Below are 25,618 nucleotides of genomic sequence, written 5' to 3' on the forward strand. Positions count from 1 at the left end.
GGAATTATTTTCTTTAACTCAGGAGAAACATCATGCATGCAATTGTCACCAGAACTGCTGCCGCTTCCGAGCAAACAGCCGCCAATGCCCGCCAGGTTATCTATCGCACCCAGGGACGTCGCCAAGATTGGTTTACCCGCCTTGCCAGCCCATCCGGCATCGGTGAAAAAATCAAGCCTTTCGTGTTCCTGGACAACTTTGATGTCGGTTCCAGTGGCATGCCGCTCTCGGGCATGCACCCGCATTCAGGCATCGCAACCGTGACCGTCATTATCTCCGGCAATATGAACTACCGGGATACCACGGGAAAAAGCGGCACCCTGTCTCCCGGCAGCGTCGAATGGATGAACGCCGGCGGCGGTGTCTGGCATGGCGGCGGCGCCGCCGAAGGCGATCGCGTGCGCGGTTTTCAACTGTGGATTGCGTTGCCGCCAGAAGATGAAAACGGCCCCGCGCACAGCCAGTATCTCGCGCCGGAACAAGTACAAACTCACGGCCCAGCCCGCGTCATTCTCGGCCGCTATGGCAATGCGGCGAGCGCCGTCACAACCCGCGCGTCTATCAATTATCTGCATATCAGGCTGAAAAACGGACAGCGCTGGCGTTATCAACCGCCTGCCGGACACACGGTCGGCTGGGTCGCTCTCTACGCAGGCAAGCTGCATACGGCAGGTACGGTGCTGCAGAACGAGCTCGCTGTATTCGAAGAGTCGACAGCCGCCCTGGATTTTCTCGCAGAGGGTGATACCGAATTCGTTCTCGGTTCGGCAATCAAGCATCCCCACGATCTGGTGCTGGGTTATTACTCGGTTCACACGGACGGTTATGCGCTGGAACGCGGCGAAGCCGAGATCGAGCGCATCAGGGAGCTCGTGCCGCGCACAGCCTGAACCGCAGCGCGGAATCCTTACGCAACATCAGAGCGCATGCCCCTGTGCGCTGCCGCCGTAAGCGCCATTCATCTGCATCAACTACGACAACGAATGAAAGGAATCATCATGTCGAACAATTCACAAGCAAAACCGGAACGCGTCGAGCATCTCGGCATCATTGGCGCCGGCGCCATCGGCCAAGCCATCGCCAAACAGGCCGTCCGGGCCGGCCTGAAGGTCACCCTCAGCAATAGCCGCGGCCCTGAATCACTCGCTGGAACGGTCGATTCCCTTGGTCCGAACGCCCGCGCAGGCAGCGTCCGCGACGCGGCAGCAGCTGATATCGTAGTGCTGAGCGTGAACTGGGCGCAACTGCCATCGGCACTGGCCGATCTGCCGCCATGGAACGGGCGCATCGTCATCGACGCCACCAATCCCGTGATTCAACCCGGCTTTCAACTGGCCGAACTTGGCGGGCGCAACTCCAGCCAGGTAGTGACAGACATGCTGCCCGGCGCCCGTCTCGTAAAATCGTTCAACACCTTGCTGGCGGCGGTACTGGCTAGCGACCCCGGCCAGGCTGGCGGAAAACGCGTGGTGTTTTTGTCGGGCGACGATGCCGCAGCCAAATCCACAGTCGAACAATTGATAGACCGGCTGGGATTTGCCGGCATCGATCTGGGCAGCCTGGCCGTGGGCGGCAAGCTGCAACAGTTTCCGGGCGGTCCATTGCCTGCGCTGAACCTGATCAAACTCCCGGCCTAAAGTTGCCGCTCAATTAAGCGAGGGAGCCTGACTACAGAGCAGCGCCGAACATGGCGCTGCTTTTTCACATAGAGCTATATGACGCTCAGGCAAGGCAATTACCAATTACTATTCGATCGCGCTTGCCAGCTTGTCGGGGAGAGGGATATTCAGCCATTTCTTGACCAGCGTATTCAGCTCCCCCGATTTCTTGGCGCTGGTCAACGCTTCATTGACTTTCGCCATCAGCGCCGGCTCGTCTTTATTCATGCCCACCAGGCAGCGCGATTCCTGGATCACGTATTTCATTACCGGCTTGCGGGTGGGGTCTTTTACGCCGATCGTGGTGGCGACAAAATCTCCTGTTCCGATCAACTTTACCTGGCCGGAAACATACGCCGAGATCAAGGTGTTGTTGTCCTCGTAGCGCTTTAGCACAGTGGTTTTTGGCACCGTTTCGGTTAACAAGGTGTCCTCGAAAGTGCCTCGGGCTACGCCGACGGTTTGATTCGCCAAGTCGGCAGGGCCTGATATCTTGATATCGGCCATGCCGAACAGGCTGTTGTTAAATGGAGCGTAAGGCTGAGAAAAACTGATCACTTTTTCACGCTCCGCATTTTTACCGAGCGATGAAATAATCAGGTCCGCCTTGTGTGTCTGAAGATAGGCAATCCGATTTGCGCTGCCAACCGGAATCAGCTCTGCTTTCACGCCAAGACCCTTGGCCAGCAATTTTGCAACGTCGATATCCAAGCCTTGCAGCTGCATATCCGAAGTCACAGACCCATACGGTGGAAAATCCTGCGGCACGCCGATGCGAAGGACGCCGGCTTTTTTGATGTCAGCCAAGGCATCCGCTTTAGCGGTTTGAGCTGCGACGCCAATCAGACCGGCAGACAGAAGTACGAGCAATTTCGCGAATTTCATTTTTTACCCCGGTAAAAAGTGTAAGGGCCATCTCATATTCCACGCAGCGGATACTTAAGCGCGCGAACAAACCGAGGATAGCAATATACGTGCCCAAATACATGCAAAATAAAGTCGCGATATTGGCGCAACCGGGCTTATCTCTCCCACATCTCTTCAAAGCGTTTGCTCAGATAGCGAAAGCTAGAAAATCTCCGCTGCCCGGATCAGTTGCGACAACCGTCGGACCAAAGGTTCAAACAATTCGGCGGAGGTATTGCCGTAGCCCAGCACCAAGCCGTTGTCCTCAGGCATGGGGCGCAGCACAAAACCCGATAGCGGCGCAGGTGCGATACCGTAGCGCCGGGCGGCGTCGGCGATCCGGTGGTCGGGGTAGCGCGCCGGCAGCCGCACGGTCAGGTGCAATCCACAGTGGCCGCCTTGGATCACATGGGGCAGGCGCAGGTACCGGGTCAGGGCCTCTCGCAGCGCTTGCTGGCGGTCGCGATACAAGCGGCGCATGCGGCCCAGGTGCCGGCTGAACTGGCCGCTTTCGATGAACTCGGCCAGCGCCAGCTGTTCGTAGCGATGGCCGCCGCGCAGCATCTCTTCCAGCGGCGTCTGCATTTCCGCAAGCAGCGCTTGCGGCAGCACCAGGAATCCCAGGCGCAACGAGGGGAACATGGTCTTGCTGAAAGTGCCCACGTACAGCACCGGCGCCTGCGTCACCAGCCCCTGCATGGCGCCGATGGATTCGCCGGCGTGGCGGAATTCGCTGTCGTAATCATCTTCGATGATCCATGCGCCGTGACGCCGCGCTTGTGCGATCAGGCCGTCGGCGTCGATGCGGATCGGCGCCAGGCGCAGGTCGCCCGCATGCATCGCGGCCTTCGCACCGCGATAGCCGGGGTCTTCAATCCAGGCTGTGTCGCCGGGATTGGTTAACAAACGCACGCATAACGCGAGAGCTTCCTGCGCCCCCTCGGTAATGACGACCTGAGCCGACTCGCAGCGCACGCCGCGAGCGATGCCCAGATGGCGGGCGATAGCCGCACGCAACGCCGGCTCTCCCAGTGGATCGCCATAGCCCAAGGCCGATGGCCCCGCGTGGCGGATAGCGCGGTCGACGGCGCGACGCCAGGCAGCCAGTGGAAAATGCGACAAGGCCGGCACGCCCGGGCGCAACGTTGCGCCGGCGTCGGCGCGCGGCACGCTCGGTTGAATCCGCGCCAAGCGTAGCGCGATGGCCGGTATGGATGGCGGCGTGCCCTTCGTCTGCAACATCCGCGGCGGCGCCGGACGCGATAGCGTCGCCACCCTGGTTCCCTGCCGATCGGATTGGACATACCCCTCGGCGGCAAGCAGGTCGTATGCTGCAGTCACGGTGTTGCGGGAAATCGACAATGCCTCAGCCAGGGCGCGCGAGCCCGGCAGGCGGCTGCCGGGCGCCAGGCGGCCATCCAGGATCGCCTCTTTGATACGATGGTGCAGCTGGCGTTGCATGGGCGCGGCATCGCGGTCTTTGTCCAGCGGGGCTTCGAGCAAGACCTGGGACACGAGAGCCGGGGTAGTCATCGTCATGGGAAGAGCGGAAAGTACAAGGTTGACTATGCAGGTCTGACTGCGTGGCACCATGAAATATATATGATGTGGCACTTTTACAAGGTCCACGAAGCGCCTACTTTAGCACATGCCCGACAGACGTCTGGCTTCATGTAGCGAGGAAAGAGGACCATTTATGCCCAGCACTTTGAATCAATACCAGCAACCGGTCGGCGAGCCATTGCCGGCCTGGACCACGCGCCCGCAGCCGCCGCACAATAGCCCAATCGAAGGACGCTATTGCCGTCTGGAACCACTGGACCCGCAGCGCCACGCAGCAGATCTCTATGCGGCCTACAGCAAAGCCGCGGACGGCCGCGACTGGACCTACATGTCGGTTGGCCCGTTTGCCGACGCCGCCAGCTACCGCGACTATGCCGAGCGCGCCGCAACCAGCGCCGATCCCTTGCACTACGCGGTCATCGAGCTGAAGACCGGAACCGCAGTCGGCACCCTGGCGCTGATGCGGATCGATCCGGCTAACGGCGTCATTGAAGTCGGATTCGTCGCGTTCTCGCCGCTTCTGAAGCGCACGCCAGTTTCCACCGAGGCCCAGTATCTGCTGATGAAGCATGCCTTCGACCAACTGGGTTACCGGCGCTACGAATGGAAATGCGACAGTTTGAACGCGCCGTCACGCCAGGCGGCCAAGCGCCTTGGTTTCCAGTTCGAGGGCATATTCCGCCAGGCCATCGTCTACAAGGGACGGTCTCGCGATACCGCATGGTTCTCCATCGTCGACAGGGAATGGCCGCAGCTGCGCGCGGCCTTTGAAAGATGGCTGGCGCCGGACAACTTCGATGCGCAAGGACAGCAGCGCACATCGCTGACGGCGCTGCGCGACGCGAAATCCAGCGCCGCATAGTTGTTGTCTCTCTAGGGCCGTGCATTCACTATAGAATGTTGTGCACGGCTCTGGCGACGCTTTGCATGGAGCGCCACGCCGTGCTGCTGACAACGTCCCCCTTTCTTAGCATTGGAGACTCACACCATGAAATTCGATCCCCTTGCCAAATCGCTTCTTGCAACGGCATTCGCCCTTTGTTATGCCTGCGCACAAGCTGCTTCGCAAGCACCGGCTGCCGCCGAAAACGGCATGGTCGTCACGGCCCAGCATCTCGCCACCCGGGTCGGCGTCGACGTCCTTAAGGATGGCGGCAACGCAGTCGACGCCGCAGTCGCGGTCGGCTACGCGCTGGCAGTGGTCTATCCCGCCGCAGGCAACATCGGCGGTGGCGGCTTCATGACCGTCCAGCTCGCCGACGGCCGCAAGACCTTCCTCGATTTCCGTGAAAAAGCGCCGCTGGCCGCCACCGCCAATATGTACCTCGACAAGAACGGCAACGTGATTCCAAACCTGAGCACCAAGGGCCACCTGGCAGTCGGCGTGCCGGGCACGGTGTCCGGCATGGAACTGGCGCTGAGCAAGTACGGCACAATGAAGCGCGCCGCGGTAATCGCGCCGGCCATCAAGTACGCCGAAGACGGCTTCGTGCTGGACCAGGGCGACGTCGACATGCTGGAGACCGCGACCGAGGTTTTCAAGAAGGATGCGGCTGACTCGGGCGCTATCTTCCTGAACAAAGGCGAGCCGTTCCACGTCGGCCAGAAGCTGGTGCAAAAGGATCTGGCCAAGACCTTGCGCGAGATTAGCAGCAAGGGCAGCGACGGCTTCTACAAAGGCTGGGTTGCCAAGGCCATCGTCGCTTCGAGCCAGGCCGGCAAGGGCATCATCACGCAGGCCGATCTCGATCAGTACCGGACGCGCGAGCTGGCGCCGGTCGAGTGCGATTACCGCGGCTACCATGTGGTCTCGGCGCCGCCGCCAAGCTCGGGCGGCGTGGTTATCTGCGAGATCATGAATATTCTCGAAGGCTATTCGATGCAAAACCTCGGCTTCCGCTCGGCCCAGGCGATGCACTACCAGATCGAGGCCATGCGGCACGCCTATGTCGACCGCAACAGCTACCTGGGCGATCCCGACTACGTGAAAAATCCGCTGGCGCGGCTGCTTGACAAGGGTTACGCGACCAAGATCCGCGCCGCCATCGATCCGCACAAGGCGGGCGTGTCGCAAGACATCAAGCCAGGGGTCGCGCCGCACGAAGGCAGCAACACCACGCACTACTCGATCGTCGACAAATGGGGCAACGCAGTCTCGGTGACCTACACCCTGAACGACTGGTTCGGCGCCGGTGTCATGGCCAGCAAGACCGGCGTCATGCTTAACGACGAGATGGACGATTTCACTTCCAAGATAGGCGTGCCCAACATGTACGGCCTGGTGCAAGGCGAGGCTAACGCCATCGCTCCGGGGAAACGTCCGCTGTCGTCGATGAGCCCAACCATTGTCACCAAGGACGGCAAGACTGTGATGGTAGTCGGCACGCCGGGAGGAAGCCGCATCATCACGGCAACCCTGCTGACCATGCTGAACGTGATCGACTACGGCATGAACATCCAGGAAGCGGTCGATGCGCCGCGCTTCCATCAGCAGTGGCTGCCGGAAGCAACCAATCTTGAACCGTTCACCGTGAGCCCCGACACCCAGAAAATCCTCGAAGGCTGGGGCCAGAAATTCACCGTGCCGCAGCCGTTCAACCATGTTGCGGCGATACTGGTTGGGGCGCCTTCGTTAGGCGGCAAGCCGGTCGGCAAGAATCGCTTCTATGGCGCGAACGATCCGCGCCGCAACTCGGGGCTGGCGCTGGGTTATTGAGGAAGACGCAGCCCTGTTCAAGGCTGCGCGCCCTCTGCAGCCAACGTAGCGTCATAATGGAAAAGACCGCCACATCGGGCGGTCTCTTTGAATGGGTAATTTTTATGCCTGCGTCGCTCAAGTGCGCCTTGCCGGTCGCAGCTTAATGCTCAACAATCCCAGGAAGCACCACTCTCGTTCTTCCCGGACGCCTGAATTCTTCGTCAATTGATAGTCTCGCTTCCATGCAGGCCATTCTTCAGTCAATTTTTTTGCTCTCTCGAAATTGTTAAGCGATTTCATTTAATGCTCCTTCGAAGTTTCAATGGAAATGTCCGCAAGTTTATTGACCAAGACCAATTCTGCTTCCAAATATGACAACGGGGTCATAGGGACCCGCAATTCTGCAGTGCTACGACTCCATTCTACTAAACGTCCATCTTGCTTTCTTTCGAGATTACGCCCACTACTTAAACTTGTCGAAAATAAATCAACGAATCTTCGAGGGCCTATGCCAACAAAAGGCTCAAAATTCACTTTGTCAGTGGCTTTATCGCCGTTGGCCTCAATAGAGTCGCTATGCAATTTTGTTGCATAGCTTTTCGGATAGGGCTCCACATACCGAACTTTCGAGATTCCTGCTGCGACAATGTGTTTCGCGCAATTATGGCATGGGTAAGTAGTCGAGTACAAAGTAGCACCGCGAACCGAAATCCCGTTTCGCGCGGCAGAAAGTATCGCCTCCATTTCGGCATGTACGGCGCGACCGTATTCGGTAATGTTAAGTATCCCCGTATCCTTCAAAAATTTGCTGCCTTCAGCGATCAATACTTCATCTGTCTTCGCGCTATTTGGCTCAAGCTTTTTCATGATGCGCAGAGTAATCTCTCGCTTTTCCATTTCGTTCGAATCGTGCCCCAGCGCATAATCTCTTTGATCGTTATCTCCCGGCCAATAGAGCCCGCCACCAAATTGAGGTACGTCATTGGCTCCGGTCGCAATAATATCGTTGTGAGCGTTGGCGATCACAGCGCCAACCTGCCTTGACAGATCCGCGGATCTGAGGGACGCCGCATATGCTAAGAACATGGCGTACTCGTCCGCCGTTGGGGAAACAACCGGCTTCGAAAATAGGAGGTCTAATATCCTGGAAAGTTGTTCAGATAGAGGCTTCGCACCGTCCGTTGTAACAAACGCATCCGCCAATTCGAATACATCCCGCGTTCGTTGTCCGTAGTCTCCTGCCTCTTTGTCGTCCCTCTCAATTAATCTATCGATTTCATCTTCGGGAACACCTTTGGTCTCATGAAGATAATGCTTTCTGCTTGTGATGCTCGAAGAAACTCCCATCAGAAAAAAGCCATCACCATAGACACTCCGCAGTGTCTCCACTTCATCAGGATGTTTCAATGAACGAATCACGTGCGCATGTCTTTTTAATGGGCCGGGTTCCCTAATGCCGTTCAGTTAAGGTTACGGGGGAATGGCGTTAGCTGCGTCATTGGCGACCCCGTCATTCCCGCGAACGCGGGAATCCATTTTTAATCACCATGCTCTGCAACATGGATCCCCGCGTTCGCGGGGATGACGGAATGACCGCATCGGTCCATTTAAAGAATGCCGTTCTGGGCTTAACTGAACGGCATTAGGCCGGGTTCCCCATCTTCAGTAGTTCTTTTTACGTTAATGGCGTTGATTGCCAAAAGCGCGTAAAAATCTCCTCGCTTGTACTTTCCTCTAAGGTCTTTTCCATTATTCATGCCACTGTCAAGCCGCTCCAGCTCGGTCTTCGTCGTCGCGGGGACATCCAGATAAGACAAGCAAAGTTTACTGACATGAATAAAATTAAACTCGTACTGAAACTGATGAAAGAGTGATCCCAGTCGATTTTCCACATCATCCAGATTAACGCCAACCGGGGCGACGATACCGATAACCAACTCGCAATTCTTTGAATGATGATAGAGGCTCATGAATGTCTACTTTGTCCCGGGTGAACAACACGATTCGATCGGCGCGGCAATCCCTTTTCTTGCGCCAACAACATTACTTTAATTGCAACAAACTGTCCACTCCCAACAACCCGGGTCATGTTTTGCCCTGACTGGATAGATTAGGAAGCACCATATTGCAAGCAATATAGAAATAGAAGCACGCTTCGACATCACTCCGGCACTGGCCGCCAAGGTGAGCGCGAGTCTGTCGAAGCCGGAGTCGATGAAGCGCATGCGCTGATGGCAAAGATCGGCGTCGAAGCGGCGCAGTTGACGCAGTTGACTGAAGGCGCGTATGTCGATTCATTGACGCCGCAGCGCAGTGCGGCGTCACCCCATCCCGATTAAGCTGTCAGCCGGTTTTAAGTGTTTGCAAGGTCCTGATCCTGGCCATCGCCTGGTGGTCTGATGTAGCGGCGTCTATCATCGCCGCCACATCGGCTTTCAAGGCAGTGCGCGAAGCTGCCTCCAGATAGATCATGTGGCCCGATGGGTAGAATTTGGCGCTCAGGTTTTTTCGTATGGCCGGATCGGTCAGCGGCATTTTCTGCAGATCGATGACGGTTTGATAGAACGGCGTGACGAAATCGTAATAGCCGTTGGCGGACAGGACTTTCAAATCGATGTTCAAACTCATGGTCGCCGCCAGATCGCCGGCCGTGTACAGGATGACGTCGCCCTTGGCGTCGACGCCCTTTTGCGCACCGGTCGGATCGATATGGCTGAAATCCCAGTTCTGGAACGCCTGGTCGTTGAGATCGGTGAAGGCGGAATTCGAGGAGAACTTCAAGCCGTCATTCAGGTAGTTATTCCACATCGCGGTATATACGCCGGAGACCGCTGTCATGGTTGGATCGTTGCCGCCCGAGTTGGGCGAGATGTCGGCGGCAATCCCGGTATCGATGCCGGTCACGCGGCCGTCATAGGCGCCTAGCGCCAGGCCTTGGCTCTGCAACAGGCTGATGAGAAACAGCGTTCTGCCGTTGTGGTCGCTGGCGGCCAGGTCGAGCCCCCATGTCGTCAGGGTGGTCTGGTCGATGCCGGTGAAATCGCTCAATTTCCTGATCGCCGCCGGATCGGAGCGTGGAAATTTCCGCAATGCCGTCGCGTAGTCGCTACGCGCAAACAGCGCCGCCGTTGCCATCAGCGCCGGCAGGCTGGCCGGTGGCGGCGTCAGATGGGTTTTCTTGTGATACCAGGCGTCAGCTACCGCCGTCGGCAACGCCCCCACCGGATTGCCCGCCTGCGTGTAATCGAGAATCGACGACTGCAGGGTGACGCCGTTCAGATCCACGCCATCTTCGTGCAGCAGATACGACAGCACCGCGCTGCGTGCCGTGCCATACGATTCGCCGAACAGGAATTTCGGCGAATTCCAGCGGTCGTTCGCGGTGAGGTAGCGTTTGATGAATTGCCGGATCGATCCGGCATCCTGGTCCACGCCCCAGAAATCCTTGTTTTTGTAGGGCGCAATGGCGGCCGAATAACCGGTGCCGACCGGATTGATGAAGACCAGGTCGCTCTTGTCGAGCAGGCTGTCGGGATTGTCTTCCAGGGTATATGGCGGCGGTGGCGTAAAGCCGGGCATGGAGGTCTTGATACGCTTGGGTGCAAACGAACCCAACAACACAAACACCGACGACGAGCCCGGTCCGCCGTTATAAAAAAAAGTGAGCGGACGGGTATTGAGATCCTGGCCGTCGGCGGTAAACGCGACGTAGAATATTTTTGCGGCGGGTTGCGAATTGCCGGCGTCGACCGCCACCAGATGGCCGGCGGTTGCCGTGTATGGATAGGCGCGCTTGCCGATGGTGATGCTGTGACGGGTGACGGCCGCATTCTCCGTCGCATCGGCGACCGAATCGCCGGGTCCGTTGCCATAGGCGGTGGGGTCGAAACAAGGCTGGTCTTGCGATGAACCCGCAGCGCGGACCGATGCATGGTCGATGCTCATGATCTTTTCCTTTTCGAGACGTCGAGACGTTAACTGCCGGACCATCCGCCGGTCGCCGCAGCTAAATACGGCACATCAAAGCACGCTTGCCAGTTTCTTGCCGTCAGGGCTGCCGAGTCCGGTGCAGGCGTCCCATCCCGATGCAGCGGCAAAATAACCGTTGTTGCCCTGCGTAACATCGTGGAAGGCAGCCTGTTGCTGATATAACTTTGGATTCACGAAACCGACCGCACTACCCTTCGCCGTATTGATGCGCGCAAACAGCGCTGCCCATAGCGGCGCCACCGCGCTAGTCCCGCCTACCACCGCATCGCTGCCGTCGATATACACCTGATAGCCGGTGACCGGGTCGGCGTTGCCGGCCACGTCCGGCACGCCACGCTGCGCCAGCGGCTGATGTTTGCCATCGCTGCCGGTCAGGACCAGGTTCTGCTGCCAGACAGGCAGCGCGAAGACGGCGCTGACGCCACCGCCGCCAGCGCCGCCTTGGGCGCCGTCGTTCCACACAACCTCACTCTCGATAGCATTGCCGGCCGCCAGCAGACGGGTGCCGCCGCAAGCCAGGGCGTAAGGGCTGGAGGCTGGAAAATCGACATGATTGCCGCCTGCCACGCCGTCGCCGGAACCGCTGTCGCCCGAGGCGACGCATACCGTTATCCCCATCGCGGCTGCCGCTTGCAGCGCCGCGTTGAAGGCTTGCATGGCTTGCGGCGTCCAGCGCGGTTCGGCGCTGCCCCAGCTGATCGAGATGACGGACGGTTGGTTGCTGCTGTCATGCACGGCGCGGTTGAGCGCGTTGAGAAAACCGGCGTCGGTATTCGTCGAGAAATACACCACGATGTGTGCTTCCGGCGCCAGCGCGCCGGCAATCTGGATGTCCAGCACCACCTCGCCATCCGCACCGTTGGGATCGCCGCCAGGCTGGTTTCCCGGGCCATTCACCGTGACCGAAGTGACGCTAGGAAGCGCCACCCCGATCTTCGAGAAATAGGTTTGCAGATCGGCCGGCCGATAACCTCCGCCCAGCTCGATGATGCCAATGCACTGGCCCTTTCCCAAGTTATCTGGAAAGTCGTACAAGGACGCCAGTTGCGGCGGCAGATAAGAAGTGGAGACCTTGTGCGGTGCAAAGCGAAAGGGCGGCTGCAAACGGAAATGCGGCTGCGCCTGCGGCCTATCGTCGAGGCCGACCACCGCCGTCACGATATCCTGCAATTCAGCCGGAATCTTGACCGCGCCGGTACGTCCGCGGTAATTGCCAAAATGCGATTCATAACGCTGTAAATCGACCTCGAATGCTTGATTGAACTGGGCCACGGTTCCGGAGAGGGTGACGCTGCCGCAAACGGCATCCTCACGCACCACTTGCAATGAATGGTCACGCGCAAACGCGGCTATCCTGGCGATATCCTGCGGTACGGCAGAAAACCTGCGAGCAAATTCTTCCCGTGAAAGATGGGTGCAGGGGCCGCCGGCGATCTGCTTATTCCGATTATTCTGATCGTCGACCATCTCGCACAATTCCTGTTCTGCATTGCGGCGCATGACAATCGTCACTTCGAGCTGCTCGGAAGGGGCGGCGTTGCCGACGCATCGGGCTCCGGAGAGGACCGTACGTTCGCTGCCGGGGAGAGGGATTTTTGCCATGACTGTGATACTCCGTTTCTGAAACAGATACAGCGTGGAAGGACAATCAAGTATGTCGATTTCAGCAAGCGCCCCGCGTGCTGATACGAATCTGACCCAGTGTGCGGGGAGACAGTTCATTTCCTAATGGAATTATTTTACTGCGAATATCATGCCGCGCATGGGACGCGGCGGCAGTCGTATGTCGGCCTGAGCAACGCCGGATAGGGCACTTTTATCATGGGCCGCCAGTACGAAGCGGTCAAAGACTAATTTGAGGTAATCAAGCAGTGATTGCTTGCCCGAATTGTTTGCTTGAAAAGCAAGCAAGAATTCCCCATGGAAAACTGCGCTCATGACGAGCGCAGGCTCTTGCTGTCAGCCCGTCCTGGAAAAACCCGGTTTAAGTAAACCTTAAGCAAAGCGCAGTAGAATTACCCAATTTGAACGCTTGCCCGCTGCGCTGGTCGAATTGCACAGCACCCTGCCTTCCGGCGGCCATTCCTGATGTAACTAGCAAGAGTGACAGTCAAGAAACATGTTGTTGCCGCTCAAATCAACACCGAACATCGAATTGAAGGTTATATGCGCGTAAAAAACAGTCTGTTATGTGTAATTTTGGCAATTTCCACCGCCGCCCATGCGTTGGAAGCCGGACCGCCGCCAGTCCTGGCGCCGTTGCAGCAACAAGCGCAAGCGGCGCATTTGAGCGCGCAATTCCTGACACGCTTCCACTACAAGCCGGTGCCGCTGGACGACGCCTTGTCGGCCAAGATCATCAACCGCTATATCAAGCTGCTCGATCCGGAAAAATTCTTTTTCCTGCAAGCCGATATCGATCAGTTTACGGCGCAGAACAGCAAACTCGATGACGCGATCTATAAAGAAGATCTGCACATCCCTTTCGCCATTTTCAATCTGTATGAACAGCGCATCGTCGAACGCCTGACCTATGCGCGCGAGTTGCTCAAGCAGGGTTTCGACTTTAGCCAGAAAGAAGATTATTCCTTCATGCGCGATAAGGAGCCCTGGCCGCAATCCGAAGCAGAAAGCCGTGACCTGTGGCGCAAACGCGTCAAGAACGACTGGCTGCGCCTGAAACTGGCCGGCAAGAAAGATGCGGCGATCCGCGATACGCTCAACAAGCGTTACGAAAATTCCCTGACGCGCGCCTATAAATACAAGAGCGACGATGTATTCCAGATTTTCATGAACGCGTATGCGACATCGATTGAACCGCATACCGATTATCTGGGCACCACCGCAGCGGCGGATTTCGATATCTCCATGAAACTTTCCCTGGTCGGCATCGGCGCGGTGCTGCAGGAAAGAGATGAATACACCACCATCCGCGAACTGGTGGCGGGCGGCCCGGCGCAACTGTCCGGCAAGCTTGCGGTCGGCGACCGGATCGTTGGCGTGGCCCAGGGCGACAAGGGCGTGATGACCGATGTGGTCGGCACCCGTATCGACGATGTGGTGAAACTGATTCGCGGCGCCAAGGACACGGTGGTGCGCCTCGACATCTTGCCGGCCGACGCCGGTCCGGATGGCAAGCACAAACTGATCAATCTGGTGCGCAACAAGATCAGCCTGGAACAACAGGCGGCAAAGAAGACCATCATCACCACCAAGAACGGCGACGCCACCCGCAAAGTGGGTGTGATTACCCTGCCCGCCTTCTACGAGGATTTCGATGCACGGCGTAAAGGCGACAAGAATTTCAGGAGCGCCAGCCGCGATGTGGCGGCACTGCTGGCCGAACTGAAAAAGGACAAGGTCGACAGCGTGCTGATCGATTTACGCAATAACGGCGGCGGTTCGCTGACCGAAGCGGTGGATCTGACCGGCCTGTTCGTCGGCAAAGGCCCGATCGTGCAGCAACGCAATGCGCGTGGCGACGTCAATGTCGAAGGCGACGATCGCCCTGTGCCCGCCTGGACCGGGCCGCTTGCGGTACTGATCAATCGCGGCTCGGCCTCCGCCTCGGAAATTTTTGCGGCGGCGATCCAGGACTATGGCCGCGGCCTCATCATCGGCGAAGGCAGTTTTGGCAAAGGCACGGTGCAAACCATGGTCAATCTTGACGAGCTGACGCACAACGACAAGCCAAAGTTCGGCGAGCTGAAGATGACCATCGCCCAGTTTTTCCGTATCAACGGCGGCACCACCCAACTGCGCGGCGTAACGCCTGACATCAGCTTGCCGGGTTTCTCCGACACCGAGAGTTTTGGCGAATCGAGCTACGACAATGCGCTGCCGTGGTCGCAAGTGAAGGCGGCGGATTATACCCCTGTCGGCACGGTCAAAGACTTGCTGCCGCAGATCCAGGTCCGGCACGATGCGCGGGTTGAAAAAGACAAGGATTTCCAGCGTTTCGTGGAAGATGTGACTGAGCTGAACGCGCTGCGCAAGAAGCGCGTCATCTCGCTCAACGAAACCGACCGCCGCGCTGAAATGAATCTGCAGGAAGCGCGTATCAAGGCGCGCGCCAAGGCTGGCGCCGGCGATAAAAACAAAGATGCCGACAGCGCCGCCGATCTCAGCTTGCCCGACGATGGGCTGCAAGCCAACGAGCGTAGCCTGAGTGCCGATATCGCGGCTGAAAAAGCGCAAAAGAACGCGAAAGACGTCTTACTGAACGAGGCCGCGCAAATTCTCGGCGATGAATCCGATCTGCTCAAGGCGAATGCGAAATTCGCGGTGCAGCAGCTGCCTGTCGCCACCCCCAAATAAGCCGTCGAATGACAGAGAGCCGCCCAGGTTCTCTGTCATGTCAAGCAAGGCTTTTTTCTCGGCGCTACTTCCTGCGTCGTATCAATATCCTAAGAATGATTTCGGTCAGCTCCTGGTCCGCACCAGATGGATCGGCCGCGCCGGCAGCTCCCAGTCTGGCAGCAATTGCACCAGCTGCCCCGAACCGATGGCGCTCTCCAGCAGCACATCCCCTTGCACCACGACGCCGATACCGTTCAAGGCCGCACTGAATAAAGCTTGGCCGCTATTGCTGACAAACGATCCGCGCACCGGGATCGACAGTGCCTGCTCGCCTCGGGTAAACCGCCATCCGTGCTGCGAGGCGGAGACGGCCCAAAAGGGATAGGATGATGATCCGGGTGACAGAAGCCGGTCTTGGTCACGGCTTGGCGCCCTTCTTTTTTTGGGAGTTCGACATGCAGTCTTTATCGATGTATCAAATTTCGGTTCCGGTGTTCGTGCGTGGGCTGGGTGTGCTGGCTGCTTATCTGGAGAAGGCTGAGGCTTATGCCAAGGCAAACAATATCGATCCGGCTGAGATGGTGAATGCGAAATTGGCGCCGGATATGTTGTCGCTGGCGGGGCAGATACAGCGGGCCAGCGATACCTCGAAGAATGCGATTGGGCGGTTGTCGGCGATTGAGGCGCCGCGCTTTGAGGATAATGAGGCGACGTTTTCTGAGTTGCAGGAGCGGGTGGCGAAGACGATTGCTTTTCTCGATAGTGTGCGGTTGGAGGATTTGCAGGGGAGTGAGACGCGGTTGGTTTCCTTGAATTTTGGGAAATTCAAGACTACCTTGCGGGGGGATGCTTATCTGCTGACGTTTACCTTGCCGAATTTTTTCTTCCATGTGACGACCGTGCATGACATTTTGCGGCACAAGGGGCTGGCCGTTGGGAAGATAGACTATCTCGGGCATTTCGACATGGAGCCGGCCTAGTCGATGCAGTTAAATGGGGTCTGAGTTTTTTTTCGCGGCCTTTTGCGAAAATTACTCTGACCCCATTTAACGGACTACGGAGTATGTGCCGTTGCATTCAATGAATGAACGGTCGTCGTTACTTAAAACGGTTGCTACTTCGTGGATACACGCCGGGGGCGGCCCGGCAGCCGCTCACTTTCTTTGCTTCGCCAAAGAAAGTAAGCAAAGAAAGGCGACCGCAAAGCCGTTGCCTTCCCTTCGGTCAGGTCCCCAAATGTAGCGGGTGCCAGTCGGGTGGGAGGACCAACTCGCTGCGCTCAGACATGTCCTCCCACAATTCCCGACTGACACCCGCTACATTTGGCAACGTCTCAATGCGGAATTCACGTCAAAAACAACTGCAACTGCCACAGCCCTGTATTCCGACCGTATCAACGCGCTGACCGCTCTTGAAAAGCATCAATACCGATGTGGCATAACTCCTTTTCTTCCGTCCGTCTTTGCAAGGCATGCAATATCGCCAGGCTGTTGGCGCTGGGTTCTAGCGATTGAGTTCTGATTTTTGTGATCTCTTCGCGAAGGTTCCTGATCTCTGCGATGGCGCGTTCGTTGCGTGGGTTGCATTCGAATATTGATAGGCCTTGATCGAAGCTGCGGCGGTCGTCGATCCATTCGTGGATTACTGTGGCGGCTAGTGTCGATGCCAGGATTTCTTTTGCTACGAGCCGGGCCAGATTGGTCTCGGTCCTTGCAGCGGCGGCGAAGGCGCTGATGACTTGGATTTCTACTATCAGCACACGTAGCGCCGGGTTGAACAGGCGCAGGGTTTCGATGCGTTGGATCAGGGCTTCGCGGTTGTGATTTTGGCGAGGATGGACCGGAACTACCAGTACATCGGTAGCGACCAGCAGCGCGTCTGTATTGCGGACATCGCCGTCATCTGCATCGATGATTATTTCCGAATAGCGGCCGCGATAATAAGACTCTGGATTTTCCAGTTCCGATTGCAGGTTTTCACTGCTGCGTATCGTCATTTTTGCCATCTTCGATTTGCCGCCGGCGGCGCTGCGCCGGGTGTTCCAACTCAGCGCATGTTGCGGCGCCGTAGCGTCCAGCAACAATATCTTGCGATGGTTAAGCGCGCAATATGCCGCCAGGTTGAGCGCTATTATTGAACGCTTGGCAAATTCGTCTGCACTGAAAATCGTGATGATCATGATAAGGCTCGCATGGCTATCTCTGATGAAACCAGTCTAGATAAGCGCGTATAAAGATGTCGTAAAAATGCGGGCGGATTGTATAAACGGCGGCTAAAAAAAACCAACCGCAGGGTTGGCTGGGTTGGCTTTTCTACAGCATCAAGCAGTGCATGGGCTTACATGTTCTCAGCCGGCTCCGGTCCCAGTTCCAGCACGCCGCGCAATTCTTTCTTGGCGGCGTCGAACCCTGTTTTGAAATCTTCGCGGGTCTGCAATCGGGCGGCGATCACGGTGCCGGTGATGCGGCCGGTTTCGATATCGGAACGGTAATGGACGCCGCCGACGATGCGGTTGTTGGCGTATTCGGCGGCGCGCGCCATGATCTCGGCACGTTTTTCCGGCACCATGTTGGACAGCACGATGCCCATCAGCGTACCGGCGGTGGCGTGGCCGGACGGGTAGGCGCCGGAGTGCGACAGTTTGACCACCGGCTTGACCAGGTCGCTATACAAGTATGGACGCGGGCGCTTCCAGACCTCCTTGTAGGTGTCGACCACAGCGCCTTCCGATGCGACCACGCGCAGGAAGAACTTGGTGAACAGCGGCAATTGATCTGGCTTGAATTTGACTCCCATCACATCGGCAAAACGCCAGATGTCTTCAGTAGCGTCGGCCTGCGAACGGGCCACCATTTCCGGTGTGCGGGCGACTTGCAGAGCCAGGATTTCGCCAAGCTCGGCCTTGGTTTGCGGGGAGTCGTTGGCGGGTGGCGGCGGCAACAACTTGATCAGATCGATTTCCTTCGATGTGATGAACGGATTTTCCTCGCGCGCCAGCGCCGGAGCGCTGCAGGCGACGAAAGACATGAGCAGTACGGAGGTAATGAATTTACGCATGAACGGTACTTTCAAATAAAAAGACGGGTTAAAAAAAAGGGATCAATTCACGACATCAAGCCGACCACATCAAGATTTGAATTCGACCCAGACCTGATACACATGATCCTTGCCCTGCATCTCGGCCGGAGGCGCAGGGTAACTGGCGTTCTGCACCGATTGCAGAGCGGCGCGGTCGATCATGCCAACGCCGCTGGCGGTGACAATCCGGGCCTGGCCGGCGCTGCTGTCGCGCAGATGGAATTCGACCCGCACGCGCCCGGAAAAATGCAGGGCCGCGGCTGCCGGCGGATACACCACGGCAGCTTGCACCGCAGCCTTGACCTTGGCCGCGTACTCGGCGTCAGGGGCGTCCTTGTCGCCGGCGGGCGGTGCTGCAGGCGGCGTCCGCACCGGTTCGGAAAACGCTGTCGGCGCTGCGGCTGCCGGCGTCGGCTCGCTGGGCGCCGGTTCTGGCGTCGAAACAGCCGCTGCCGGCGCTGCGGGTTGCGGCGGCGCCGTCTTGCTCTTGGGCTGAACCTGCGGCTTGGGCATGGCGACCGGCGGCAGCGGTTTCGGTGGCAGCGGTTTCGGTGGCGGCGGGGTTGGTGCGGCTGGCGCGGTAGGCTCCGGCGGCGCCGGTTCTTCACTGACCAAGGTGATCGGCACCGGTTCCGACAAGGCCGGCCTGGACGATACGACGCCGGCCAGCATCAACGCCAGCACGCCGACGATGGCCAGCTCGGCCAGGATCGCCAGCGCAAAGGCACGGCTCGGAAAATGGCGGAAAATAGTCAAGATTGCCGCCCTTACTTACTATCGCCGTTGCGCGTGGCCAGGCCAAGCTCGGTGACGCCGCCCTTTTTGATCGCATCGATGGCTGCCATCACTTGCTGCAGCGAGGCGCTCTGATTGCCGGCGATGGTGACGGCGGTCTTGCTGCTGTCTTGCTTGCGTAATTTCTCGGTCAATTGCGCCGGCGTCAGCTGCTGGCCCTCCACCAGCAATGTGCCGTCTTGCTGAATCTCCACCAGCAACTTGGGAGCCGGAATGCTGACTGCGGTGGAGCTGGTGGGCAGCTTGGTCAGATGGCCGGAGGCCGGGATCATGCGCAGCGTCAGCATCGCGAAAAAGACGAGCAGGAACAACATGATATCGATCATCGGAATGATTTCTATCCTGGCCTTCTTGGTTTCCAGATAACGCATCTCAAGCCCTCGCCGCCGGATGGGAAATCGACTTCACATTGGATGCCGCCGACGCTACCCGCGTTTGCAGGCGTTCGTGACGGTTGAGCAGCATGATCTTGATGGTTTCCAATTGATGCAGCACGATGCGTACCCGAGTATGCAAGGCATTGAAGAAGGCCAGCCCGATCATGGCGATAAACAGGCCGGAGGCGGTGGCGATCAACGCTTCGGCGATGCCGCCGGTGACCTGGGCCGCGCCGTTCTGCGCATCGCCCAGCACGTGGAAGGCGTTGAACATGCCGATGATGGTGCCGAACAAACCCAGCAGCGGCGCCAGCGTGACCACGGTATCCAGCAGCCAGAGCGAGCGGTCGAGGGTCGGCACTTCGTGCATGATGGCTTCTTCCAGATGGCCGTCGAAGGCGGCGCGGTCGACGTTGGCCGGCTCATGTTGCAGCACCTCGAACAGACGGCCGTGCGGCAGCCGCGCCAGTGTCGGCGGCAGCGTTGCACCTTGCTCCAGGTCGCCCTCTTCGCGCTTGAGCATGGCGATGATCTGCTCGCCGCCGTGCTGCATGTTGGACAAATAGCGAGCGCGTTCGATGATCACGGTCAGGGCCACCAGCAGCAGCACCAGCATCAGGTACAGCGTGCCGCCGGAATCGTTGGCCAGTTCGAATAAGTGTGAAATGTTCATGTGGCGATTTCCATAAAATTGGGGAGCACGCTCCCCGGTCACTGAGTATTTAGAAATCCAGATTCAGCGCTAGCGACAAGCTACGCGCCGGCAACAGCGTCAGCACATCGCCCGGCGCCGGCGCCGAGGTGGCGGTCGTTGCCGGATTGACGCCAACGATGCTGTGCTTGTCGAACAGATTGTTCACGCCGAACTGGATCTTGGCCTGCTTGATGAACTGTGTCGGATGCTTGATGGTGTAGTTGACGAACAGGTTGGAAATCGTGAACGGGCTGATCTTGACCGCCTGGTGGACGCCGCCGTTGTCGTTGTACATGGTACCGACGCGCTTGTTGAGCCAGCCGATATCCCAGCCGCCCTGGTTGTAGTTCAAGCCCAGGGTTTCGGTATCGCTAGGCGCACTGGCAACCCACTGGCCGCTGGAATATTTGGCAGTGCCGTAGGTGGCGTTGGCGTACAGGCTGAAGCCGCCGCCCAGCACCAGGTTGCCTTCCGCCTCGATGCCCTGGGTGGTGGAACTGCCGTTGGCGAAGAAAGTGGTATTGCCGGCGTTGTCGGTAAAGGATGAATAGGCGTTGTCGAACTTGATATGGTAGGCGTCGATATCGAAGGTGAAGCGATCGGATTTCCAGACCGAACCGATCTGGAAGGTCTTGCTCTTGATCGACGACGGCAACGCGGTCACATTGGCGTTCTTGACATCGAACACGCTGCTCGGCGGAATTTCATCGCCAACCACGTACTGGCCGTAAACCGACCAGTTCGGCTGCAGCAGATAATGCACATCGATCGACGGCAGCACCGTGCTGTAGGTCGCCGCATGCTCGACGCTGGGCTTGCCGCCGAGATTGCCGACGGTCTTGCCGTTATCGGCGTACTGGGTCAGGTCCTGGCGATACGACGAATACTTGATACCCGGCGTGACTTTCAGATCTTTGGCAAGCTGGAATTCATACTCGACAAACGGCTGCAAGGTGGTGGTCTTGAAGCGCTCGTGGAAATTCGGCAGCACGGCGTCGACCCAGGTGCGCGGATCGGATGGGATCTGATAACGGTTGGTATCGGCGTTTTCTGTCCACAGGCCGGTGCGCAAGATACCGAAGCTGGATTCCTGGCTCAGGCGCAGCAGGTTGCCGTAGGTGCGGTAGCTATTGAGCTTGTCGGTTGCGCTGGTGGCGGTGATGGTGCTGCCGTTGTAGTTCTGCTGGTTGTGATAGGCGTAGGTGTAGAGTTTGTCGTCCAGCTTCCAGCCGCCGCCCAGGTTCGATACCAGGCCGGCGTATTCGAAATCCGAAGTCACATGGTAGAAATTGTAGCCCCAGTAATTGGCTTGCTTGGGATCGTTGCTGAGCAAATAGGCGTCGCCGAACTGGGCCACCTGGGCGCGCGTCGGGCCCTTGGTATTTGGCGTATTGGTCTTGAGGTCGATATATGAACCGAACAAGGTCAGCGCGGTATTGTCGGTAATCGCATATTGATATTTGAGCGATACCGCATCGCGCGTCTGCTTGTTGTAGCTCTGGTAGCCGTTGGACGTCATCTGATGCGCGTTGAGCAGCAGGTTGGAAGCGCCGTCGCCGCCGAACTGGCCGCTTTCAAATTCTGCGCCGTAGATCTTGGTGTTGAACGAGCCGTAGGAACCGAAAGCGCTGATGCGCTGTTCCGCTTCCAGATTGCGCGACAACAGGTTGATCGAGCCTCCGAAGTTGGACGGGCCGATGGTTGCCGCCGTACCGGGGCTGCGGTCGATTACCGCGCCGCCCAGGAACTGGCTCGGGAAAAAGGCCCAGGTGTGGTGCGTCGGGCTATTCGTATCCTGGAACGGAATGCCGTCGAAGCTGATCGTGTAGTCGCCGTCGGCGAAACCGCGGAAGAAAGTCTTGGTGTCGCCCAGGCCGACGCCGTTCTGGCTGTAGCTGTACATGCCCGGCGTCATCTGCAGCACCTGGCTGAAATCGGCTACCGGCGAGGTCAGGTTGCGGATGAATTCGTCGCTCACGATCGATTGCGCCGAACGCGCCGTCAGCGAACCCTGCGACGGCGTGTTCTTGGCAGCCCTCACTGCGGCTGCTGTATTTTCTGTAACCGCGGCGCCACCGCTGGCGCTGACTGCGCCGAGATCGGTGGCTTGCTGGGCGCTGGCGATCATCGGCGCCGCCATGCACATGACAGCTAATGCGTGCAAGACTTGCCGGGTGCCTGGTTTCAAACTTGGGCGCTTCATTTCCATGTTTCCTTTTTTAGAATCGTGCAGTAAAAATGGTGAGATCGAAAGAAAATATTCGGCGCCTGGCGTGCAAGGCATAGCCGTCGGCCATAGTTCGGGGCGAAGCATAAGCTTTGAAAATTAAGCGAAAATGAGCTGTGCGGAATTTGTATGATTTGTGTCAATCTCCTGTAAATTTCACGCGCTCGTCACAATCGGCTGCTATCTTCGAAGGTCGACCAAGGCGAACCTCCCGATGCGCTTACTTCTGATTGAAGACGACTACATGCTGGGCAACAGCATCCGTAAGGGGTTCTATCCCTACGGCTTCATCGTCGACTGGACCCAGGACGGAATCGCCGCCGAAGCGGCGCTGGCTGCAGAGTCTTATTCGGCGGTCTTGCTGGACTTGGGCTTGCCGCGCAAATCGGGGCTGGAAGTGCTGAAGAAAATGCGCTCCGGCAGCAACAGCACGCCGGTCATCATCCTGTCGGCCAGCGACCGCGTCCTGAACCGGATCGAAGGACTGGACGCCGGCGCCGACGACTACCTGAGCAAACCCTTTGATCTGGATGAACTGGCGGCACGCGTGCGCGCCTTGCTGCGGCGTAGCGGCGGCCGCACCAGCCCGTTGCTGATTCACGGCGAGATTCAGTTCGACCCGGCCAGCAATACCGTCGCCTACAAAGGAAAAAATATCGCCCTGAGCAGCCGTGAACTGATGGTGCTGGCGGCGCTGATCGAGAAACCGGGCGCGGTGCTGTCACGCGCGCAACTGGTCGACAAGGTCTACGGCTGGAACGATGAGGTCGAGAGCAACACTATCGAGGTGCATATCCACGCACTGCGGAAGAAACTATCGTCGAGCGTGATCCGCAACATTCGCGGCCTGGGTTACATGCTGGCCAGTAGCGAGAGTTTGTGTGTCGATTAGAAACCGTCTGCTGTTTTGGCTGCTGTCCGGATTGACCATTCTGGGGGCTTGTTTTGTGCTGGCCGACTACCTGATCGACCGCGCCTTGCTGGCCGATATCTACGATGACCAGATGAGCCAGATTGCCTTTGCCATTCCAGCCGATTTCAGCAGCAGCGATCTGGAAAGAAATACGCCGGCGCTGAAATACGATGGCGACGACAGCATCCTGCAGATCTGGGACCAGAACGGCAAACTCAGCTATCGCTCGCATGCCGCCATCTCTCTGCCGCAATTCACAACACCGGGATTCAGCGAGGTGCGGTGGCGCGATAGCGACTGGAAACTGTTCATCCGCAAGACCGACCGCAACCTGATCCAGGTGGCGCAGTCCTTGAGCGGCAGGCGCAATATAGCGCTCGACCATGCGCTGCGCTCTCTGATTCCGCTGCTGATCTTTCTGCTGATCATGGGCTTGCTGATCCATTGGAGCGTAGGCACCGGTTTGCAATCCTTGACGCGGCTGTCGCAAGAACTGGCCGAGCGCACTCCCGACAAACTGGGCCGCTTGGCGTCGCAAGACCAGCCGGCTGAAATCAAACCGCTGACGCATGCCCTCGATACCCTGCTTCAGCGCCTGAGCATCGCTCTGGAGGGGCAGAAGAAATTCATTGCCGATGCGTCGCACGAATTGCGCACGCCCTTGGCTACCTTGCAAATCCAGACCCAGCTGGTGGAACAATCGCTGGGCAGCGGACGCGAAACCCGCGCCCTGGCCGATCTGAAGGCGGGCGTCAAACGCACCAGCCATCTGGTCGAACAGCTGTTGATGGTGTCGCGCCTGGAGTCGGCCGGCATCCACGATCCGCACACGCGCTTGCAGTTGCATGAGATAGCACGCGAGGTGACCATCGATCTCATCCCCTATGCCAACACGCGCAACATCAACCTCGGCGTCGAGCAGCTGGACGCCGGCGCCATCATGGGGTCGGAACATCATTTGCACATCCTGCTGCGCAATCTGATCGACAATGCGGTGCGCTACACGCCCCGCGGCGGCCAGGTCGACGTCGCGATCCGCGCTCGCCAGGATGACATCCTGCTGGAAATCGAAGACAGCGGTCCCGGCATTCCGCCGGCTGAGCGGGAGCGCGTGTTTGACCGCTTCTACCGCTGCCTGGTGCCGCAAGCGACCGGCAGCGGCCTCGGCTTGGCCATCGTCAAGCAGGTGGCCGGACTGCATCAGGCTGAAGTGCGGCTGGACCAGGCGCAGCGGCTGCCGGGATTGAAAGCCAGCGTGATCTTTAAAAGAGCGGCATAAAATTCCTGTTGACTTCAAGTTTACTTTAACTTGCATACTGCGCCGGTCAACCACTGATCTTGGGGCTACCACATAAATCCACGACTGCGCGAACCAACCCTGCATCGCTTGCTCGACGCCAATGTCCGCTTTGCCAACGATAACCAGGGCTTCGCCAACCACTGTCCGATGGCGCTGTGCGCGCTGGCCGGCATGGGGGCGCAGCCGGCGCGCCTGCAGGAATTTTTCGATATGTGGGAACGCCGCTTCGCCGCTGCGGCGCGGCCTGTGGTCAAGCCGGTCAGCCGCGACGTCAATCACGATATCAACCGCGAAGCATGGCTGGCATGCATAGGCGACGCCAATGCATTCCCCGCCCTGCGCGAATACCTTGAAGAATGGATCTGGAGCGCCGGCGCCGACGCCGTTCTTGAACAAGTGCTGAGCCGGATACCGTTCGCCCCCGCCAGCGTTGCGTTCCACGCCTTGATCCGGCTCAGCTACGGCCTCGAAGCGCAGCATGTCGGCGAAATCGCCGCCGGACTGGCGGCGCTGGTCAGCGGCAATCTGCACATCGATATGGGGCCGGAGCAGCGCCCGCCGGCGGCTTCAGTGAATCAAGGTTGGGATATATTGTCGCGCGCCTTGGGTGGCGCGAAATTCACAGGCGATTGGATTACAACGCGCGTGCAGGCAGCAGTCGCCGATCCACGGTTTCGTGCAACACTGCCGGCCGCGCCGCCGCAGCCAGGGCTGCTCGACGACATGGCGCTGGCGGCAATTGCCTTGTATTGGCAAACCAATAATTTCACCGCATTGCACATCGTCACCGGCCTGCATGCGGCGCGCCGCGTCCTGGCGCATTTGCCGGCAGCGCTGGCGCAGCGCCTGCTGCCGGATTTGTGGATTGCTGTTTGCGCCGCTTATGCATCGATAGGCGCACCGCCTCTGGCTGCGTCAAATGCCATGCTGAATGACGATGAATCCTTGGTTGACAGCGCGGACGCCTGGCAGGATCTGTTCACTACCGCCATCGCCTCCGACGACGACCATGTGATCAAGATGGTCTACACCTGCTATTGCGAAAACCTGCGCGCGCCGTCGCCGTTTTATCTGGCGGCGGCGGCACGGCGGGCGGGCCGCGTGTTCCAGGTGCATTAAG

21 protein-coding genes and 2 pseudogenes are annotated in these 25,618 nt (G+C 58.4%); 9 read left to right on the forward strand and 14 right to left on the reverse strand.

The genetic code is table 11. From position 1 onward, the window contains the following. The first annotated feature begins 32 nt into the window (after positions 1-32). Positions 33-890: a pirin family protein gene (locus KHU33_RS08340; RefSeq protein ID WP_211462340.1), complete on the forward strand. Its 858-nt coding sequence runs from the start codon at positions 33-35 to the stop codon at positions 888-890. Between the two features lie 36 nt (positions 891-926). Then, positions 927-1,637: an NADPH-dependent F420 reductase gene (locus tag KHU33_RS08345; protein ID WP_211462341.1), complete on the forward strand. Its 711-nt coding sequence runs from the start codon at positions 927-929 to the stop codon at positions 1,635-1,637. Between the two features lie 108 nt (positions 1,638-1,745). Here KHU33_RS08345 and KHU33_RS08350 read toward each other — a convergent pair whose 3' ends face one another. Beyond that, entirely contained in the window at positions 1,746-2,543 is a 798-nt protein-coding gene (locus tag KHU33_RS08350) for a transporter substrate-binding domain-containing protein (RefSeq protein ID WP_211462342.1), read from the reverse strand. A gap of 183 nt (positions 2,544-2,726) precedes the next feature. Continuing rightward, positions 2,727-4,103: an aminotransferase-like domain-containing protein gene (locus tag KHU33_RS08355; protein ID WP_211462344.1), complete on the reverse strand. Its 1,377-nt coding sequence runs from the start codon at positions 4,101-4,103 to the stop codon at positions 2,727-2,729. Between the two features lie 157 nt (positions 4,104-4,260). On the opposite strand from KHU33_RS08355, the pseudogene KHU33_RS08360 reads away from it, so the two are divergent. Both KHU33_RS08360 and ggt read left to right on the forward strand, forming a co-directional pair. Beyond that, positions 4,261-4,983: pseudogene (locus tag KHU33_RS08360) on the forward strand (GNAT family N-acetyltransferase); the annotation flags it as partial. A gap of 132 nt (positions 4,984-5,115) precedes the next feature. Then, positions 5,116-6,843, forward strand: coding sequence for a gamma-glutamyltransferase (gene ggt / locus KHU33_RS08365; protein WP_211462348.1), 1,728 nt, complete (start codon positions 5,116-5,118; stop codon positions 6,841-6,843). Between the two features lie 282 nt (positions 6,844-7,125). Here ggt and KHU33_RS08370 read toward each other — a convergent pair whose 3' ends face one another. From KHU33_RS08370 to KHU33_RS08390, 5 genes and pseudogenes are all read right to left on the reverse strand, one after another. Next, a complete protein-coding gene (locus KHU33_RS08370; protein WP_268907118.1) occupies positions 7,126-8,289 on the reverse strand; it encodes an anti-phage dCTP deaminase in 1,164 nt (387 codons plus the stop codon). A gap of 164 nt (positions 8,290-8,453) precedes the next feature. Continuing rightward, on the reverse strand, positions 8,454-8,795 hold the full coding sequence (locus KHU33_RS08375; protein WP_211462357.1) for a hypothetical protein: 342 nt from the start codon (positions 8,793-8,795) through the stop codon (positions 8,454-8,456). 373 nt (positions 8,796-9,168) lie between these two features. Further along, positions 9,169-10,728, reverse strand: a pseudogene (locus tag KHU33_RS08380) (S10 family peptidase); the annotation flags it as partial. A 117-nt stretch (positions 10,729-10,845) separates the two neighbouring features. Further along, positions 10,846-12,417, reverse strand: coding sequence for a S53 family peptidase (locus KHU33_RS08385; RefSeq protein ID WP_211462361.1), 1,572 nt, complete (start codon positions 12,415-12,417; stop codon positions 10,846-10,848). 132 nt (positions 12,418-12,549) lie between these two features. After that, complete coding sequence (locus KHU33_RS08390; protein WP_211462363.1) at positions 12,550-12,753, reverse strand: hypothetical protein; 204 nt, start codon at positions 12,751-12,753, stop codon at positions 12,550-12,552. A 261-nt stretch (positions 12,754-13,014) separates the two neighbouring features. Here KHU33_RS08390 and KHU33_RS08395 point away from each other — a divergent pair, with 261 nt between their 5' ends. Further along, on the forward strand, positions 13,015-15,132 hold the full coding sequence (locus KHU33_RS08395; RefSeq protein ID WP_456236948.1) for a carboxy terminal-processing peptidase: 2,118 nt from the start codon (positions 13,015-13,017) through the stop codon (positions 15,130-15,132). A 105-nt stretch (positions 15,133-15,237) separates the two neighbouring features. Here the strand turns inward: KHU33_RS08395 and KHU33_RS08400 are convergent, their stop codons facing one another. Further along, positions 15,238-15,672: a LysR substrate-binding domain-containing protein gene (locus tag KHU33_RS08400; protein ID WP_211462367.1), complete on the reverse strand. Its 435-nt coding sequence runs from the start codon at positions 15,670-15,672 to the stop codon at positions 15,238-15,240. Between KHU33_RS08400 and KHU33_RS08405 the strand changes: the two genes are divergently transcribed. Next, positions 15,570-16,094 (forward strand): DUF1993 domain-containing protein, encoded by a 525-nt coding sequence (locus tag KHU33_RS08405; RefSeq protein WP_211462369.1) that lies wholly within the window; start codon positions 15,570-15,572, stop codon positions 16,092-16,094. The genes KHU33_RS08400 and KHU33_RS08405 overlap by 103 nt on opposite strands. A 413-nt stretch (positions 16,095-16,507) precedes the next feature. On the opposite strand, the gene KHU33_RS08410 is transcribed toward KHU33_RS08405, so the two are convergent. The 6 genes from KHU33_RS08410 to KHU33_RS08435 form a co-directional block, all read right to left on the reverse strand. Next, positions 16,508-17,119, reverse strand: coding sequence for a ParA family protein (locus tag KHU33_RS08410; RefSeq protein ID WP_211462371.1), 612 nt, complete (start codon positions 17,117-17,119; stop codon positions 16,508-16,510). Between the two features lie 332 nt (positions 17,120-17,451). Further along, the gene (locus KHU33_RS08415) at positions 17,452-18,171 is read right to left on the reverse strand and encodes an acid phosphatase (protein ID WP_230414130.1); all 720 of its coding nucleotides are present in this window, start codon (positions 18,169-18,171) and stop codon (positions 17,452-17,454) included. Positions 18,172-18,240: 69 nt separating this feature from the next. After that, a complete protein-coding gene (locus KHU33_RS08420; RefSeq protein WP_230414131.1) occupies positions 18,241-18,948 on the reverse strand; it encodes a TonB family protein in 708 nt (235 codons plus the stop codon). 11 nt (positions 18,949-18,959) lie between these two features. After that, positions 18,960-19,358: an ExbD/TolR family protein gene (locus tag KHU33_RS08425; protein ID WP_211462375.1), complete on the reverse strand. Its 399-nt coding sequence runs from the start codon at positions 19,356-19,358 to the stop codon at positions 18,960-18,962. Between the two features lies 1 nt (position 19,359). Continuing rightward, entirely contained in the window at positions 19,360-20,037 is a 678-nt protein-coding gene (locus KHU33_RS08430) for a MotA/TolQ/ExbB proton channel family protein (protein WP_211462377.1), read from the reverse strand. A 49-nt stretch (positions 20,038-20,086) separates the two neighbouring features. Then, positions 20,087-22,261, reverse strand: coding sequence for a TonB-dependent receptor domain-containing protein (locus KHU33_RS08435; protein ID WP_211462379.1), 2,175 nt, complete (start codon positions 22,259-22,261; stop codon positions 20,087-20,089). Between the two features lie 238 nt (positions 22,262-22,499). Here KHU33_RS08435 and KHU33_RS08440 point away from each other — a divergent pair, with 238 nt between their 5' ends. From KHU33_RS08440 to KHU33_RS08450, 3 genes are all read left to right on the forward strand, one after another. Further along, positions 22,500-23,177: a response regulator transcription factor gene (locus KHU33_RS08440; protein WP_211462381.1), complete on the forward strand. Its 678-nt coding sequence runs from the start codon at positions 22,500-22,502 to the stop codon at positions 23,175-23,177. Further along, positions 23,167-24,477 carry an ATP-binding protein gene (locus tag KHU33_RS08445; protein ID WP_211462383.1) on the forward strand — a complete coding sequence of 437 codons (1,311 nt, stop codon included), beginning with the start codon at positions 23,167-23,169 and terminating at the stop codon, positions 24,475-24,477. The genes KHU33_RS08440 and KHU33_RS08445 overlap by 11 nt, the downstream gene beginning before the upstream one ends. A 108-nt stretch (positions 24,478-24,585) precedes the next feature. Then, a complete protein-coding gene (locus KHU33_RS08450; protein ID WP_230414132.1) occupies positions 24,586-25,617 on the forward strand; it encodes a questin oxidase family protein in 1,032 nt (343 codons plus the stop codon). Position 25,618: the final 1 nt, after the last annotated feature.

Origin of the sequence: Collimonas silvisoli, from assembly GCF_018305005.1 — a bacterium.
GTDB classification, from domain to species: Bacteria; Pseudomonadota; Gammaproteobacteria; order Burkholderiales; family Burkholderiaceae_D; genus Collimonas; species Collimonas silvisoli.